This is a genomic window from Streptomyces sp. CoH27 (assembly GCF_020181035.1).
In the GTDB taxonomy this organism is placed as follows: domain Bacteria; phylum Actinomycetota; class Actinomycetes; order Streptomycetales; family Streptomycetaceae; genus Streptomyces; species Streptomyces camelliae.
The window spans coordinates 115927-131487 of record NZ_JAIQYY010000007.1 but is presented as its reverse complement, the minus strand read 5'-3'; the positions used below and the strand labels follow the sequence as shown (position 1 = coordinate 131487).

The window sequence follows — 15561 nt, the reverse complement described above, 5'->3', positions numbered from 1 at the left end:
AATTGAACGCCGGCGCCTGAGTCTCCGTACTCATGGGCGGCCCGTGCTCCCCCGCACGGGCCGCCTTGAACGGAGGTTCTCTTGGCCGGCAACGTCACCTCGCTGTTCCGCGGCACGGCCGCGCACAGCCCTTCGATGGCGGCGCTGACCCGGGAGGGCGGGGACGGGACGGGTCCGGTGGACTTCTGCGTCCCGTGCAACCCGTACTTCCCGACCCCGGCCATGTTCGACGAGCTGGCGGCCCGGCTGCGCGAGATCATCACGTACTACCCGAGCAGCGCCGACACCATCACCGGCGAGCTGTGCAGCCTGCTCCAGCTCCCGCCGCAGTGCGTGGCGATGGGCAACGGCTCGACGGAACTGATCACCTGGATCGACCATCTGCTGGTCAGCCAGTCCGTGGCGATCCCGGTGCCGACCTTCGGCCGCTGGACGGACCAGCCGATGGAGACCGGCAAGCGGGTCGACATGTTCCCGCTCCAGGAGGCGGCCGGCTTCGCGCTGGACCTCGCCCAGTACGCCGACTTCATCCGCGCGAGGGGCACGCGCGTGGCGGTGATCTGCAATCCGAACAACCCCGACGGCGGCTATCTGCGCAAGCAGCAGGTGGTCCAGTTCATGGACGCGATGGCGGACCTGGACCTGGTGGTCGTGGACGAGTCCTTCCTGGAGTTCGCCGACGCCGAGACCGACCCGAGCGTCGTCCAGGAGGCCGTGCTCCGCCCGAACGTCATCGTCCTGCGCAGCCTCGGCAAGAACTTCGGCCTGCACGGCGTCCGCTTCGGCTACCTGGTGGCCAACCCGGCCCTGGCCGGCCGGGTCCGCTCGATGCTCCCGAAGTGGAATCTCAACTCCTTCGCCGAGCATGTGGTGTTCATGCTGCGCCGGCACGGTGCGGAGTACGCGCAGAGCCTCCAGCAGATCCGCAGGGACCGCCTGGAGATGTCCAGCCACCTGTCCGCCCTGCCCGGGCTGACGGTGTACCCCTCCCAGGCGAACTTCCTCTTCGTACGACTGCCCGTAGGAGCCGAGGGCACGGTGGTCCGGGACCGGATGCTCGCCGAGCACCGGATCCTGGTCCGCGAGTGCGGCAACAAGATCGGCTCCTCCAGCCGCTTCCTGAGACTCGTGGTGCGCCCCCAGGTCGACGTGCGTCGCCTGGTGTCCGGCCTGGAGCAGGTGCTCTACGGGACCAGGAGGGGAGCCGCCGTGCCCGAGCTGAGCACAGGGACCAGCTACAGCTCGGGTACGGCGGCCGTGGACCGGCTGGTCAGCGAGACCAACGGAGGCGGCGTACCGGGCCTTGCCGCTCAGGCCCAGGCCATGGCCGCCGGTGCGGCTTCCGTCGCGCGAGCCGGTGCCGCCGCTGTGCCCGCCCCCGTTCCGGCCGCCGGCACCGGCATGCCGCTCCCCGCCGCCGTACCCCCACCCGGCGCCGGGATGCCGATGCCGGCGGCAGCCCAGCCCCTGCCCCTGCCCCTGCCCGCGGCGCCTCAGCCGGCCCCTGCTCCGGTGCCGGCTCCGGTCCCGATACCGGCGGTGGCGGCGGCCCAGCCGCTGCCTACAGCGCCCCAGCCGGCACCGGCGGTGGCCCAGCCGGCACCGGTACCGCAGCCCATGGCCCCGCTGCAGCAGCCGGTGGCCCCGATGCCCGTCCCCCAGCCGGCCCCGGCCCCGGTCCCGGTCCCGGCTCCCCTGCCACCGCCCACCCCCCTGCCGGCACCGGCGCCCACCCCCGTACCCGCTCCGGTGCCGGTACCCGTACCGGCCCCCGCGGCCGCCGTAGCTCCCACCCCGCCCGGCGTCCCGGCGCGCGGCGGCCTCACGGCGGCCCAGGTACGCGGCATGACGGCCCCGCCGGCCGGCCTGACCCCGGCGCCGGCGACGGGCTGGCCGAACGCGCAGAGCTGGCCGAACGCGGCGGGGGCCTAGCCGGCGGGGGCTGTGGGTCGCCTGACCGGACGGCGGTCTTCCGGGGCCGGTCAGGCCGGGCAGCGGAGGCAGGCGCGGACTTCCCGGCCGCTGCGCGTCTGGCGGATCTCGGTCGACTGCGCGAGGTACCTGACGATGCCGGTGCCGCGGCCGTGTTCGTCCGGGGCGACGTCGTGCGCACCATGCTCCACCGCGGTTCCCGAGTCACTGACCACGATGGACAAGGCGCCGTGGTCGAGGACGAGTACCAACGTCATGCACTCGCGGCCGTACTGGGCGGCGTTGGCGGTGAGTTCGTCGACGATGAGAACGGCGGAGTCACGCTCGCGCTCGGGAACGCTCCAGCACTCCAGCAGATCCGCGGTGAAGTGACGCGCGGCGGACACATGCGCCTCCTGCGCGGGCAGGGTCAGCGTCGCCCGATGGGAGCAGGGCCGTGAGCTGGTGCACTCGGAATCGGTCACAAACATGGTCTTCTGGCTCTTCTGTGTGGGTGCGGAACCTGCGTGTGAGCGCTCATCTGGTTATACGCACGACGAGTGGCATATGGTTCGAGCGTTTCGCACCTTTTTCCCGATTCTTCCGCTTCCGACCGGCCTCACGCCCGGATCGTGACCAGCTTCTGGCCGGTCCCGGCGTTGACGATCTCGAAGCGCTCGACGGCTCCCGGACGCATGGGGATCGCCCCTGGAATCTTCGTACCGGCCGGATACGTGCCGGCCCGCCAGGTGGCCGCGTCCGCCTTGGTCCCACCGGGACCGATCGCCCGCAATCGGCAGACGATGCCGGCCGGCGCACCATGGGCCGAGACCTCCAGGACACTGCCCCAGGCCGAGGGGAAGACCTTCACGGAGGCGGTGACACCGGTGGTGGTGTCGCTCCCGGAGAAGGTGCGCGACGGAGTCGGCGTGACAGGTCCGGGCTGCTTGCCCTGACTGGTCACGGAGGTGCCGACCGCCAGCCAGGTTCCGCCGACGGCCGCCGCCGCGACCAGCATCAGGGAGGCGGCCGCGCCGGCCAGCTGCCACCGCCAGGTCCTGCGGCGCCTGGCCGCGGCCTGCTGGAGCATCCTCTCGATCAGCCCTGCCTCGGGAGCCTGAGGCGTCGCGGACCTGCCGGACGGTGCCTGCGATGCGCCCCGCGCACTCTCGGCCGCCCGCCGCACCAAGCCGTCGGCCAGGTCCTCGTTGTCGGCGGGCACCGCCCGGCCTGCCGCTTCGGTCGCCGTGACCATCGCGAGCAGCGCCGGCAGTCCGGCCAGCTGCTCGTACTCCGCCCGGCATGCGTCGCATGTCTCCAGGTGAGCGCGTACCTGTTCCGTTTCGGCCGGGGACAGCGCGCCCAGGACGTACGCTCCCAGCGCCATCCGCAGGGCGTCATGGTCCGTGCTCATGGCCGGCACCTCCTCCATGCCTCGGTCATGGCTCGATGCCTCGCTCCTGCAGCGCGAGCCGGAGGGCGTGCAGGGCGTAGTACGTCCGCGACTTGACCGTGCCCAGCGGGACGCCCAGCGCGCCCGCGGCCTCCGCCATGGTGCGACCCCGGTAGTACGTCTCGATCAGTACGGCGCGATGGTCCGGGGACAGCGTCCGCAGGGCGTCGGCCACCGCCCAGCTCTGCAGCGCCTGCTCGATCTGGTCCTCGCCCACCGTCTGCTCGGCGACCCGCTCCAGAGCCTCGCCACCGGTCTCCGCCGGCCTGGCCCGCCGGGCCCGGTGGGCGTCGATGACCAGGTGCCGGGCGACCGTGAACAGCCACGCCCGGGCAGGTCCGCGTCGGGGTTCGAACGCGGCCGGGTGCTGCCACGCCCGCAGCAGCGTCTCCTGTACGACATCCTCGGCCCACTGCCGGTCTCCTGACGTCAGACGCAGCGCGTAGTGGAACAGGGGACCCGCGTGCTCGGCGTACAGGGCGCGGATCAGCTCCTCGTCCGTGGCCGAAATGGTCCCTTCACCAGAGACACGGCGCGCGGAGCGATCCGTATCGGCTGTTTGACCACGTTTACGGGCACTCCAGGGCATAAGTCGATCATTACCCATGAACGCATATTTGTCGTATCACGTGCGACGAGGCAGAGAAAGTCGCATATCGACTGAACCGGTCGAAACCGTCACCCGTGGAGTCGGACAAGAGCTTCGACACACGAGGAACGAACACCATGTACCCGAACTTTGGCCATGCCGGCCGGCGATCACGCGTCGCGGCCGGGCTCGCAGCCACGACGGCAGCCGCCCTGGGGGTCCTGAGCGCGTGCGGCCAGTCCCCGCACTCCACCGCGGCCGGTGCCATCACGCCCGGTCCCGGCCAGCGTCAGGTGGCCGGGATGCCCGGCGCCTCGCCGATGCCGGATATGAGCATGAGCACGCCCACGAGCTCGCCGAAGACGGGCGCAGCCGATGCGCCGGTGACCGCAGACGCCGTGGCGATCAAGAACTTCGCGTTCTCCCCGACCACACTGAAGGTCACCGCGGGCACGTCGGTGACCTGGACCAACCAGGACACCGACGCCCACACCGTCACCAGCGCCGGCTCGGGCGGGCCGCTGCACTCGCCCGCTCTGGCCACCCACGCCACCTACAGCTACCGGTTCACCGAGCCGGGCACCTACGCCTATCTCTGCACCATCCATCCCTTCATGACGGCCAAGGTGGAGGTGACCCGATGACCGGGTACCGCGACCCTCACGACATGACACGGCGTCAACTCATCAGGCACGCAGGGTGGTTCGGTGGGGCCGTCGTGCTGACCGTGGCCGGCGGAGAGGTGATGAGCCACATCGCCGGCCCCCGGGGCACCACCGCCGAGGCCGCCGCGGAAACCAGCGGCGCCCTGCGGTTCGTACAGGTCTCCGACAGCCACATCGGCTTCCACGGGCCGGCGAACCTGGACGTGGCCGGCTCGTTCACCGAAGCGATCGGCCAGGTCAACGCCCTCGGCTTCCGGCCCGACTTCGTCATGCACAGCGGCGACTTGACGCACCTGTCCACGGCCGCCCAGTTCGACCAGGTCAGGCAGATGATGACCGGGCTCCAGACGGACCGCGTCTTCACCGTGCCCGGCGAGCACGACTCCATCGGCGACACGGGCCGCGCATACCGGCAGATCTTCGGCAAGGGCACGCTCGGCGACGGCTGGTACAGCTTCGACACCCACGGAGTGCACTTCATCGCCCTGGTCAACACGCTGCATCTGGAGAAGCTGGGCCATCTCGGCACCGAGCAGATCGACTTCGTACGCAAGGACCTGGCGGGACTGCCATCGGACACCCCGGTCGTGGTCTTCAGCCACATCCCGTTGTTCGCCATGTACCCCCGGTGGGGCTGGAGCACGGACGACGCGCTGAAGGTGATCGCGCTCCTGCGCCGCTTCTCCTCGGTGACCTGTCTCAACGGACACGTCCACCAGCTGTTCACCAAGACGGAGGGCAACATCACCTTCCACTCCGCCACCACCACCGCCTACCCCCTGCCGAAGCCGGGACGGGCCGCCGCCCCCACTCCCCAGGTCGTGCCCGCCCGACAGCTCAAGGCCGCGCTGGGCGTTCGCACCGTGGGCTACCGGCAGGGCGACCGGGAGCTGGCGGTCAAGGACACAAGGCTGGCATGAGCAAGGGAGGACTCCTCGCCGCGGGGCGCTCAGCCGTACTGCGCAGTCAGGCCCGCCGCCGTACGCACGACCGAATCGAAGGGGTCGAGCGTGCCCGTGGCGCGGCACAGCACATGGGCGCCCTCAAGCAGCGTGATCAAGGTGGTGGCGAGGTCGGCCGCCGCGGCGGACGACAGGCCCGCCGTGACAAGACGGCCGGCGAGCCGGTCGATCCAGGAGGTGAACGCCGTCGCCGCCACCGCCCGCAGGGCCGTGTCGTCACCGGGCTCCGTGCCGACGGTGACGGCCGCGACGGCACAGCCTCCGCCGCAGGCGGACAGCTCCAGGACGGGCCGTACCAGGTCCAGGAAGGCGGAGACCACGGTCGCCGGGTCGTCGGCGGGCAGCGCGGCCAGCCGGTCGTCCACCTGCTCACCCTTGAGCGCGGCCGCCTCCGCGACCAACTGGGCCTTGCCGTCCGGGAAGTGATGGTAGATCGCGCCGCGTGCGGCGCCGCTGGCGCGCAGTACCTCGGTGAACGACATCCCGGCCACCCCGCGCCGCTCCAGGGCCTCGATGGTCGCCTCGATCATCCGGCCACGGGTGTCACCCGGCATCACCGACCTCCAGACCTGCAGGGTTGACTAGTACGGGCATCCTACCCCAAGCTGGCAGCGCACTAGTACGTACGTCCTAGCGAATCGCTGGTCATGCAACGAGAGAAGGGTCCACCCATGCCCATCACCGTCACCGCACCCCGAGGCGTCCTGACCGCCGAGGGCGAGCGCGAGATCCTGCCCCGCCTGACCGACGCCCTCATCGAGGCCAGCGGCCTCAAGGGCAACACCTTCTTCACGTCGGTCGTCGGCGGCACGGTCCATGTCCTGGAGCCGGAGCACATCTACGGGGGCGGGGTGAACCGGCCGCTGGTGATGGTCGAGCTCAAGCTGCCCGACATCGGCCTGCCGTCACTGGAGTCACGCACCGCGTTCATCGCCGCCGCGACCGACATCGTCGACGCCCTCACGGTCCCGGCCCATGACCGCCGCGACACCTGGGTGAACATCCTCAACGCCCTGGACGGAGGCTGGGGCCTCGGCGGGCAGACCTACACCGGGGACGCTCTCGTCGCGGCGGTCACGGCGGCCGCTCAGTAGGCCACCGGCCAACCCGTCGACCAGTTCAGCAGGTTGACACCGACGTAGAATCGAAGAGTTTACGAGTCAACGTTTCTCACAACAACTCATATGTTCCACTGGGCACTTGGGACCGCGTCACCGCCAGCCAGCGCGGCACGTCGACCTCGGCCCGCACGGTCTTCCCGGGCGGGTCGCGGTCCACGACCTCCCAGCGGTCGGCGAGTGCGTCCACCAGCACGAGCCCGCGGCCGCCTTCGGCGAGAGGGGCGGGTGTCGGTACGCCTCTGGGCGCGGGCGGCCTCTCGGCGTGGGTGTCCGTCACCTCGACGCGCACACTCCCGGTCACCAGAGCCAGCCGCAGTTCGAAGTCCCGCCCGGGTACGCGACCGTGGGTGACGGCGTTGGCGGCCAGCTCGGCGACGATCACAGCGATGGCTTCGGCGGTCTCGGAGCCGTACGGGATACCCCATTCAGCGAGCTGAGAGAGGGCAAGATGCCTGGCCAGGCGGGCGCCTCGGGGAGTTGAGCTGAAGCGCTGAGCGAAGGGGGGTGGTGCGGCCATGGGCCCAATGTGGCGGGCGGGGAGGGCACTTCACCAGCGCCGGGCCGCGTACGCTGCGCGAGCGTACGCGGTTACGGACTGGACAGTACTTGTGACTGCCCGTGACTCTAGGCTCCATGGGTACGGGAAACGGCGCTGAGCCGGAGTCGTCGGGCAGTTTGCGGACGTTCGGAGCGGTTCTGCAAGCCCTCCGGGAGTATCACGGGCTGAGCAGGGAGGAACTCGGGGACCTGGTGGGCTACTCCAAGCACACCATCGCGTCCATCGAGTTGGGCAGGCGGATGCCGGATCCCGACTTCATCGAACCGGCGGAGGCTGCGCTGGGGAACACGGGGGCGCTGAGGAAGGCGGCGGAGCACCTGGAGCGGGAGCCGGGGCTGGCTTCCTGGTTCCGGCGGTGGGCCGCCCTGGAGAAGCAAGCGGTCAGTCTCTACACGTACGAGTGCCGGATGATTCCGGGGCTGTTGCAGACAGAGGCGTACGCACGTCAGCTGTTCCTGGACGAACTGCCGATCCTGGCCGACGAACAGATCGAGGCCAACTGGGCCGCTCGGGCCAACCGTCAGCGAGCGTTGCGGGATCGGCCGAACACCGCCTTCAGCTTCATCATCGAGGAGCAGGTGCTTCTACGCCGTACCGGCGGATTGGACGTCACGCGGGATGCCATAGACCACCTGCTGGAGATCGAGCAATTGCGGAACGTCGAGATCCAGATCATGCCGTTGGCGCGGGAGTCGCACGCTGGGCTGCACGGTCCCATGCAGCTGCTTGAGGACCCGAATAACAAGTGGTTCGCCTACTTGGAAGCGCCGGAGTGCGGGATGCTCCTCTCTGACGCAAAGGTGGTCAGCAAGCTCTACGGCCGGTATGCCAGGATGCGCTCACAGGCTCTGCCGCTTCAGGACTCGGTGAGCCTGCTGCGACGGATGCGAGGGGACCTATGAACACCTCCGAACTGGCCTGGTTCAAGAGCAGCTACAGCAGCAGTGGCTCTGGTGACTGCGTCGAAGTCGCCCTGAACTGGCGCAAGTCGACGTACAGCACCAGTGGTGACGGCGACTGCGTAGAGATAGCCACCTGCCCCACCACCATCCACATCCGCGACTCCAAAGCCAAGACCGGCCCCCGCCTCACCCTCTCCCCCACCGCCTGGTCGGCCTTCGTCACGCACACCGGGAAGTGACCGTAGGGCAGGCCCAATCGAGGCCTCTTGGGCGGCATTTGGATGATTTGGGCCATGGGCTGCTTGGGCAGTCGGTCGGGGTGAGGTGGTGGACGAGGCTCCCCGGCGCACCATCCACCCACCGGCACTTCCCCCGGGCTGCCCGCTCGCTTCTCACCCGTGCTGGAGCGAGGTGTGTCAAGGGTGGCCCGGAGGGCCATCGGCGCAGCCGACGCGGAACGCGGCGCAGCGGAGTGGATGCGCCCTTGACTCACCTCGCGGAGGCACGACACTGGCCGAGAAGCGGACGGCCCCACGGCCACTGATCGCCTACCTCACGTGGCCGGACACTCCTTCCACGCCATGTGGTACACCGTGCTGATGCTGCCGTCCGTCGAGTCCATCGTCATGAAGCTGACCTTGTCCGGGTTCTGCGTCCCGGCGTTGACTCTCAGTTCGGTGTTGATGTTGAAGTTGCGCAGCACCCCGCAGGGGGCCCAGACCAGTTGGGCCCAGTCCGTGCTGTCGGTGGCCTCCCAGTTGTCGTTGAAGGGGGCGCTGAAGGGGTGGCTCTTGGGCACCGTGGTCGGGGAGCCCTGGAAGTAGTACGAGGCCTTCTGGGTGGCGCTCGCGCCGGGTTGGAGAGAGAGGAAGCCGCGGTAGTCGGCGCTGGCGATGGCGTAGGTGAAGCCCTGGGGGACGTGGACGATCAGGTTGAGCTGGCAGTTCCTGCGGAAGGCCGTGGGGTCGGAGTTGCCGCCGGCCTGCGCCAGGTAGTTGCTGTAGGTCACCGTGAAGGCGGTGTTGTCCGGCGAGACGGCGACCGCAGCGGTGCCCTCGGGGCAGCCGGAGCCGTTCACCGTGGCGACGTCGATGACGATCTTGTCCGGGGGCGGGTTGTCGAACACGCCCGATGCGGGCGTGTGTTGGGCAGGCAGCGCCGTGGTGAGCAGAGCGGCTACGGCGCCGCTCAGGAGGAGTCCACCAGCCATGGTTTCTCCCATGTCGTCGAGTGGGGGGTGCGCCTCCGGTCCGTCCGTCGTGCAGTGCGTACCGCTCGTTCAGCTTTGAAGAAACTGTGTGGGACCTGTGAAGGACGGGAGGCGTGAGCATCGTAGGAAGCCACGCTCCGGCCCGGCAGGGCGAACTCCGGCCATTCACATCCGGCTTTTCACGCGCACCAGCTCGTCCACCAGCTCCCGCAGCCCCCGCAGCAACGCCGCCGCCTCGGCCCGGTCCGCCCCGATGCACACCGCGCCGAACTTCCCGTCCTCGGCGGCGGCGCTCATCATGTGCAGCACCACGCCCGTCGCACGCTCGGGGTCGTAACCGAGGGGGGACCCGGTGACCGCGCGGATCAGGTGAGCAGGCCGCAGGCCTACGTAGCGCGGGTCCATGATGCTGTCCGACGCCTCGTAGACGCGCTCGGCGCCCCCCGGGCCCGCCGGCGACCAGGCGGCCGTCCGGCGTCGCGCGCGTGCCCAGGAGCGCCGAGACGATGCCGGGCGACAGGCCCAGGTCGCCGTCATCGCTTCATGAGGCCCTGCGGCGAGACCGCCCGCGGACTAGCCTGTCCCCGTGATCAGCAGGGAGATGCCCCGGTGAGCCAGTACTACGACATGGGCGACCAGACCCTGTGGAACCCGTCCAACGGCGCCTCTCGGCTATTCCTGCGCCAAGTCGCCCTCCACGAAGCCGAACTGGGGCTGCCATCCGGAATCGGCCCCATGGAAGCCGACGAGTGCCGGATCGACCCCACCGGATTCAAAGCGTTCGTCGACGCCCTGCTGGCGCGGCACCGCAGCACCCGCCATGCTGTCATGATCGCCCTATCCGAAGGGTTCGTCGCCACGGTGCTGGTCCTCGCTGAGAGGGCTGGTATTGAGGTGGCCTGGAAGTCGAGCGACGGCGCTACGGGTGACGAACTCAGAGACGTCCAAGTCCCAGCACCTCCGGCTCCCGATCAGGAGGCATGGGCAGCTGCCCTGCGCCAGAAGTCACGCGAACTCGACCGGTTCATGGCCAGCTGAGCCGCATCTCTAGGAGGCCGGGAAGCAAGCCATCAGAAACGATGCCAAGCAGCCTAAGGGTTCTCCCACGCCGCCGGTTCCGCCGCCAGCGCCCGGACCGGCTCCGGCAGCGTGTCCGCCGCGAGGTCCGCGATCGTCACGCCCTCCAGGATGCGGCGGACGTTCGCGCGCAGGGCGATCCAGAGCGGGAGCAGGGACTGGGCCGTGCCCGTGTAGGACAGGTCGGTCGGGCGTTCGCCGCGTACCGACACGATCGGGCCGTCCACGCCCCGGACGACGTCCGCCACCGTGATCGCGGCCGCGTCCCGCGCCAGTTGGTAGCCGCCGCCTCCGCCCCGCCTGCTCTCCACGATCCCGGCACGCCGGCAGTCGCCCAGGATGCCCTCCAGGAACTTGTGCGGGATGTCCTGCACGGCGGCGATTTCCTCTGCCTTCACGGGGCCGTTACCCTGCCGTACGGCCAGTTCCAGTACTGCCCGTACCGCGTAGTCCGCCCGCGCCGAGATCCTCATGGGTCCATTGTCGTGTGTCGCTCCGGGGAGACTGGCCTGCACCCGCGCCCCGTAAGATCGCCGCCCGGGAGGATCCACCTTGGCGCTCAGCAGACGTACTTTCAGTGCCCTGGCCGGCTCTGCCGCGCTCGGGCTCGGCCTGGGCGGCAGCGGCGGCGCCGGCGCGCCCTCGGCGTTCGCGGCGCGCGCCAGTGTGCCGACCGGCCCGGCACCCCTGCCGCCCCGGGCCGACGGCGAGCAGCACACCATCGGGTACGACCGGTACTCGCTGCTCGTGGACGGCAGGCGGGTGGTGCTCTGGTCCGGGGAGTTCCATCCCTTCCGGCTGCCCAGTCCCTCCTTGTGGCGGGACATCCTCCAGAAGATGCGGGCCCACGGCTACAACGCCGTCAGCATCTACGTCGCCTGGAACTACCACTCCCCCGCGCCGGGCACCTACGACTTCACCGGCGTCCGGGACCTCGATCTCTTCCTGCGGATGGCCGCCGAGACCGGGCTGTACGTCGTCCTGCGCCCCGGGCCGTACATCAACGCCGAGGTCGACGGCGGCGGCTTCCCCGGCTGGCTGACGGCCACGAAGGGCACGGCACGCACCGACGATCCGGCCTATCTGTCGTACGTCGACGAGTGGCTCACGCAGGTCGACCGGATCGCCCGCAGGCACCTGTTCACCCAGGGCAACGGCACGATCCTGCTCTACCAGATCGAGAACGAGTACGACGCCCACGCGGACGACGTCACCGGGCGGCGGTACATGTCCCACCTGTTCAAGAAGGTCCGGGCCGACGGCATCGACGTACCGCTCTTCCACAACGACAAGGGGCGGAACGGGGACTGGGTGCCCGGGTCGTTCGACACCGGTGGGGAGAAGGGCGGCTGGCTGTACGGGTTCGACGGGTATCCGTCGCCCACCGGCACCCCTCCGGACTGGGGGACCTTCGGGCCGGGTGGCGCCAAGGGCGGGGCCGGGGCCTCGCCGTCCACGCCCGGGTTCGTGCCCGAGTTCGGCGGCGGCTGGTTCGACCCGTGGGGCGGGGCCTCGTTCGACGGCAAGGGGTACGGCGAGGCACGGCGGACGCGGGACGCGGCGTACGAGCGGCGGTTCTATCTGACCAACCTCGCCAACGGACTCACGCTCCACAACGTCTACATGACCTTCGGCGGGACCTCCTGGGGCTGGCTGCCCGCGCCCGTCGTCTACACGTCGTACGACTACGGCGCCGCCATCGACGAGGCCCGTAACGTCACCGCGAAGATCGCGCCGATGCACCAGCTCGGCCATCTCTTCCAGCGCGTACCGGACTTCGCCAAGCTGGACCGGGCGGAGGACGTGCACGCCGAGGGGCTGAAGGTCTACCACCTGACCAACGCGGACACCGGCGCCCATGTCTACGTCGCCCGCAACGACGGCACGGACCCGGTCACCAGCGAGCTGCCCACGGACGCCGGCCGGCTGCGGATCACCGTGCCCGGCAAGGACGCCCGGCTGCTGACGACCGGGCTGAAGCTCGGCGAGCGGACGCTGAAGTACTCCACCGCCCAGCCGGTCTTCTGTGTGACCGCCGGGCGACAGGACGTCGCCCTGTTCACGGGCCGCACGGACGACATGGCCGAGCTGGTGCTGAAGACTCCGGAGGAGCCGTCCGTCACGCGCCTGGACCCGGAGGCCGCCTGGGTCTACGACGAGGCCGACGAGCTGCGCGTGACCAGCCCCCTCGGCAGCGGCGGGCTGACCCGCGTCCTGGTGCAGAAGGGCGGCAGCGACACCCCGCTGGTCCTCCTCTTCGGCGACGACGACACCTCCGTACGCCTCTTCCCGTACGACACGCCGTCCGGGACCCTGCTGGTCTACGGCCCGGCGCTGCTGCGCCACGCCGAAGTGCGGGGGTCGGCGGTCCACTTGACCGGTGACGTCATCGACACGACGGCCATCGAGGTCTGGGGGCCGCGCGGGACCGACACACTGGTGTGGAACGGGCGCACCCTGCCCACCCGGGTGACCCTGGCCGGCAGCCTGATGACCACCGGTCTGCAACCGGCCGTGCCCGAGGTGCGGCTGCCCGCGCTGGGCGGCTGGCGGATGCGGCGGGAGAACCCCGAGGTGGGGCCCAGCTTCGACGACTCCCGCTGGCAGGTCGCCGACAGGAGGACGTCGTCCAGCACGACTCCCGTCCCCGCCGGCGGCCCGGTGCTCTTCGCGGACGACTACGGCTTCCACTACGGGGACGTCTGGTACCGGGGCACCTTCAGCGACTCCACCGGCCTGGAGGAGATCTCCCTCGCCTACAGCAGCGGCACGCAGGGGCTGTTGATGGCCTGGCTGGACGGGGAGCCGCTGGGCACCCACCGGATGCCGGTCCCGGACAAGAACTCGACCGCCCGACGGGGGAGTTGGTCCGCCACGGCCGCCTTCCCGGTGCGGGAGGCACTGCGTTCGCCCGGCCGGCATGTGCTGTCCGTGCTCGTCCGGCGCATGCAGCACGACGAGGACGGCGGTGCGCGGGACACGCACAAGGCCGCGCGGGGGCTCGTGTCGGCCTCCTTCAAGGGGACGTCCCCGAAGGTGAGCTGGCGGATCCAGGGCGAGGGGCCCGCGGACCCCGTGCGCGGGGCGATGAACAACGGCGGTCTGTTCGGCGAGCGGGAGGGCTGGCATCTGCCCGGCCACCGGACGGACCACGGCTGGGAGCCGGTGAGCTTCCCGAGGGCGGCCCGGTACCAGGGCGTGACCTGGTACCGGACCAGCTTCCGGCTGTCCGTGCCGGCCGACGTCGACGCGTCGATCGGCCTGACCCTGGAGGACGACCGGTACCGGGCGTACCGCGCCCAGATCTTCCTCAACGGCTGGAACATGGGCCAGTACATCAACAACGTCGGCCCGCAGCACACCTTCGTCCTGCCGAACGGCGTCCTGCGCACCCGGGGCACCAACACCCTCGCGCTGGCGGTCCTGTCGGAGTTCACCACGCTGTCGGGCCCCGGGGACGTACGTCTGACCCTGCTCGGCCGGACGTCCGGCGGGCTGCCGGTCACCTCCGTCTGATCACGCCAGCCTGATCACGTTCCAGGACAGCGGCTCCAGTACGGCGGTGAGGGTGCCGTCCGCCACGGCGGTGCCCGCCACCGGGTGCGGGACGACCCGCTCGGGCTCCGACAGGGTGTTGCGGGCGTCGGGGTCGGCGTCCGCGAGCGCGGTGTGCTCGGTGACGGTCGTCAACTCCAGCCCGTTCAGGGCGACTTCGAGGGGCAGGGCGTCGGTGCGGCTGCGGTTCACGGCGAACACGGTGACCGTGCCGTCGGCCGCGCGGACGGCCGTGGCGTGCAGCAGGTCCGTCTCGCCGTACTTCTTCGTCTCGTACGTCGGCGAGTCCACCCGCACGTCGAGCACCTCGCCCCGGCCGTACTTCGAGGCCTGCGCGAACGGGAAGAAGGTCGTCTGCCGCCAGGCCGGGCCGCCCGGCTCGGTCATGATCGGCGCGATCACGTTGACGAGCTGGGCGAGGCACGCGACGGTGACGCGGTCGGCGTGCCGGAGCAGCGCGATGAGGAGCGAGCCGAAGACGACGGCGTCGGTGACGCTGTAGTTGTCCTCCAGCAGCCGGGGGGCCTCGGGCCAGTCGGACTGCTCGAACGTCTTGGCGTGCTCCTCCCAGCGGGAGAGGTACCAGACGTTCCACTCGTCGAAGGAGAGGTTGATCTTCTTCTTGGACTTGAGCCGCGCGCCCACGTGGTCGGCGGTCGCGACCACGTTCTCGATGAAGGACTCCATGTCGACGGCCGAGGCGAGGAAGGAGTCGATGTCGCCGTCTGTGGGCTCGTAGTAGGCGTGCAGCGAGATGTAGTCGACCAGGTCGTAGGCCTCCGCCAGGACCGTCGCCTCCCACTCGGCGAAGGTCGGCATGGACTGGCTGGAGGAGCCGCAGGCGACCAGTTCGACGCCGGGGTCCTGCTGGCGCATGGCCCGCGCGGTCTCGGCGGCGAGCCGGCCGTACTCGTGGGCGGTCTTGTGCCCGGTCTGCCAGGGCCCGTCCATCTCGTTGCCGAGGCACCACAGCTTGATCCCGAAGGGTTCCTTGTCGCCGTGGGTCGCGCGGAGCTCCGAGAGGGCCGTGCCGACGGGGTGGTTGGCGTACTCCTGGAGCTCCAGGGCCTCTGCGACGCCTCTCGTCCCGAGGTTCACGGCCATCATCGGCTCGGCCTGCGGGCCGACCTTCTTCAGGAACGCGATGTACTCGGAGAGGCCGAAGCGATTCGACTCCGTCGAGTGCCAGGCGAGGTCGAGGCGGCGGGGGCGGTCCTCGGCGGGGCCGACGGAGTCCTCCCACTTGTAGCCGGAGACGAAGTTGCCGCCGGGGTAACGGATGGCGGTGACGCCGAGTTCGCGGACCAGCTCCAGTACGTCGGTGCGCAGTCCGGCTTCGTCCGCCGTGGGGTGGTCGGGCTCGAAGACGCCGGTGTAGACGCAGCGGCCCAGGTGTTCGACGAAGGATCCGAAGATACGGGCGTTGACCTCGCCGATGGTGAAAGCGGGGTCGAGGGTGAAGCGGGCGGTGCGCATGTTCGCCTTTCGGGGTGGGAGGCTTGTGTTTCGTCGGCGGGTGCGGGTGCGTTGTGGCTTGTCGCGCAGTTCCCCGCGCCC

At 70.2% G+C, this 15561-nt stretch carries 17 protein-coding genes; 8 read left to right on the top strand and 9 right to left on the bottom strand.

All coding sequences use genetic code 11. From position 1 onward, the window contains the following. Positions 1-81 precede the first annotated feature (81 nt). Positions 82-1932, top strand: a complete 1851-nt coding sequence (locus LE548_RS13000) for a histidinol-phosphate transaminase (protein ID WP_225096945.1) — start codon at positions 82-84, stop codon at positions 1930-1932. Between the two features lie 50 nt (positions 1933-1982). Here the strand turns inward: LE548_RS13000 and LE548_RS12995 are convergent, their stop codons facing one another. The 3 genes from LE548_RS12995 to LE548_RS12985 form a co-directional block, all read right to left on the bottom strand. Further along, on the bottom strand, positions 1983-2402 hold the full coding sequence (locus LE548_RS12995; RefSeq protein WP_225096944.1) for an ATP-binding protein: 420 nt from the start codon (positions 2400-2402) through the stop codon (positions 1983-1985). Between the two features lie 128 nt (positions 2403-2530). Continuing rightward, the gene (locus tag LE548_RS12990; protein WP_225096943.1) at positions 2531-3325 is read right to left on the bottom strand and encodes an anti-sigma factor; all 795 of its coding nucleotides are present in this window, start codon (positions 3323-3325) and stop codon (positions 2531-2533) included. 25 nt (positions 3326-3350) lie between these two features. After that, positions 3351-3953 (bottom strand): sigma-70 family RNA polymerase sigma factor, encoded by a 603-nt coding sequence (locus LE548_RS12985; RefSeq protein ID WP_225096942.1) that lies wholly within the window; start codon positions 3951-3953, stop codon positions 3351-3353. 335 nt (positions 3954-4288) lie between these two features. On the opposite strand from LE548_RS12985, the gene LE548_RS12980 reads away from it, so the two are divergent. Both LE548_RS12980 and LE548_RS12975 read left to right on the top strand, forming a co-directional pair. Beyond that, complete coding sequence (locus LE548_RS12980; RefSeq protein WP_225096941.1) at positions 4289-4597, top strand: plastocyanin/azurin family copper-binding protein; 309 nt, start codon at positions 4289-4291, stop codon at positions 4595-4597. Between the two features lie 23 nt (positions 4598-4620). Beyond that, positions 4621-5538, top strand: coding sequence for a metallophosphoesterase (locus LE548_RS12975; protein WP_225096940.1), 918 nt, complete (start codon positions 4621-4623; stop codon positions 5536-5538). 29 nt (positions 5539-5567) lie between these two features. On the opposite strand, the gene LE548_RS12970 is transcribed toward LE548_RS12975, so the two are convergent. Continuing rightward, positions 5568-6134: a TetR/AcrR family transcriptional regulator gene (locus tag LE548_RS12970; RefSeq protein WP_225096939.1), complete on the bottom strand. Its 567-nt coding sequence runs from the start codon at positions 6132-6134 to the stop codon at positions 5568-5570. 117 nt (positions 6135-6251) lie between these two features. Here LE548_RS12970 and LE548_RS12965 point away from each other — a divergent pair, with 117 nt between their 5' ends. Further along, the gene (locus LE548_RS12965; RefSeq protein WP_225096938.1) at positions 6252-6674 is read left to right on the top strand and encodes a hypothetical protein; all 423 of its coding nucleotides are present in this window, start codon (positions 6252-6254) and stop codon (positions 6672-6674) included. A 76-nt stretch (positions 6675-6750) separates the two neighbouring features. Here the strand turns inward: LE548_RS12965 and LE548_RS12960 are convergent, their stop codons facing one another. After that, a complete protein-coding gene (locus tag LE548_RS12960) occupies positions 6751-7218 on the bottom strand; it encodes an ATP-binding protein (RefSeq protein ID WP_225096937.1) in 468 nt (155 codons plus the stop codon). A 116-nt stretch (positions 7219-7334) separates the two neighbouring features. Here LE548_RS12960 and LE548_RS12955 point away from each other — a divergent pair, with 116 nt between their 5' ends. Together LE548_RS12955 and LE548_RS12950 are read left to right on the top strand one after the other, a co-directional pair. Further along, positions 7335-8162: a helix-turn-helix transcriptional regulator gene (locus LE548_RS12955; protein ID WP_225096936.1), complete on the top strand. Its 828-nt coding sequence runs from the start codon at positions 7335-7337 to the stop codon at positions 8160-8162. Further along, entirely contained in the window at positions 8159-8401 is a 243-nt protein-coding gene (locus LE548_RS12950; RefSeq protein WP_225096935.1) for a DUF397 domain-containing protein, read from the top strand. The genes LE548_RS12955 and LE548_RS12950 overlap by 4 nt, the downstream gene beginning before the upstream one ends. Before the next feature lie 314 nt (positions 8402-8715). Here LE548_RS12950 and LE548_RS12945 read toward each other — a convergent pair whose 3' ends face one another. Both LE548_RS12945 and LE548_RS12940 read right to left on the bottom strand, forming a co-directional pair. Then, complete coding sequence (locus tag LE548_RS12945) at positions 8716-9372, bottom strand: DUF4360 domain-containing protein (RefSeq protein WP_225096934.1); 657 nt, start codon at positions 9370-9372, stop codon at positions 8716-8718. A 165-nt stretch (positions 9373-9537) separates the two neighbouring features. Then, positions 9538-9777, bottom strand: coding sequence for a peptide ligase PGM1-related protein (locus tag LE548_RS12940; protein WP_225096933.1), 240 nt, complete (start codon positions 9775-9777; stop codon positions 9538-9540). A gap of 204 nt (positions 9778-9981) precedes the next feature. Here LE548_RS12940 and LE548_RS12935 point away from each other — a divergent pair, with 204 nt between their 5' ends. Continuing rightward, the gene (locus LE548_RS12935) at positions 9982-10410 is read left to right on the top strand and encodes a DUF6086 family protein (RefSeq protein WP_225096932.1); all 429 of its coding nucleotides are present in this window, start codon (positions 9982-9984) and stop codon (positions 10408-10410) included. Between the two features lie 53 nt (positions 10411-10463). Here LE548_RS12935 and LE548_RS12930 read toward each other — a convergent pair whose 3' ends face one another. Then, positions 10464-10922: an Rrf2 family transcriptional regulator gene (locus LE548_RS12930; protein WP_225096931.1), complete on the bottom strand. Its 459-nt coding sequence runs from the start codon at positions 10920-10922 to the stop codon at positions 10464-10466. Positions 10923-11001: 79 nt separating this feature from the next. Between LE548_RS12930 and LE548_RS12925 the strand changes: the two genes are divergently transcribed. Beyond that, the gene (locus LE548_RS12925) at positions 11002-13965 is read left to right on the top strand and encodes a beta-galactosidase (RefSeq protein WP_225096930.1); all 2964 of its coding nucleotides are present in this window, start codon (positions 11002-11004) and stop codon (positions 13963-13965) included. Here the strand turns inward: LE548_RS12925 and LE548_RS12920 are convergent, their stop codons facing one another. Then, positions 13966-15480 carry an alpha-N-arabinofuranosidase gene (locus LE548_RS12920; protein ID WP_225096929.1) on the bottom strand — a complete coding sequence of 505 codons (1515 nt, stop codon included), beginning with the start codon at positions 15478-15480 and terminating at the stop codon, positions 13966-13968. It abuts the gene before it with no gap. Positions 15481-15561 lie beyond the last annotated feature (81 nt).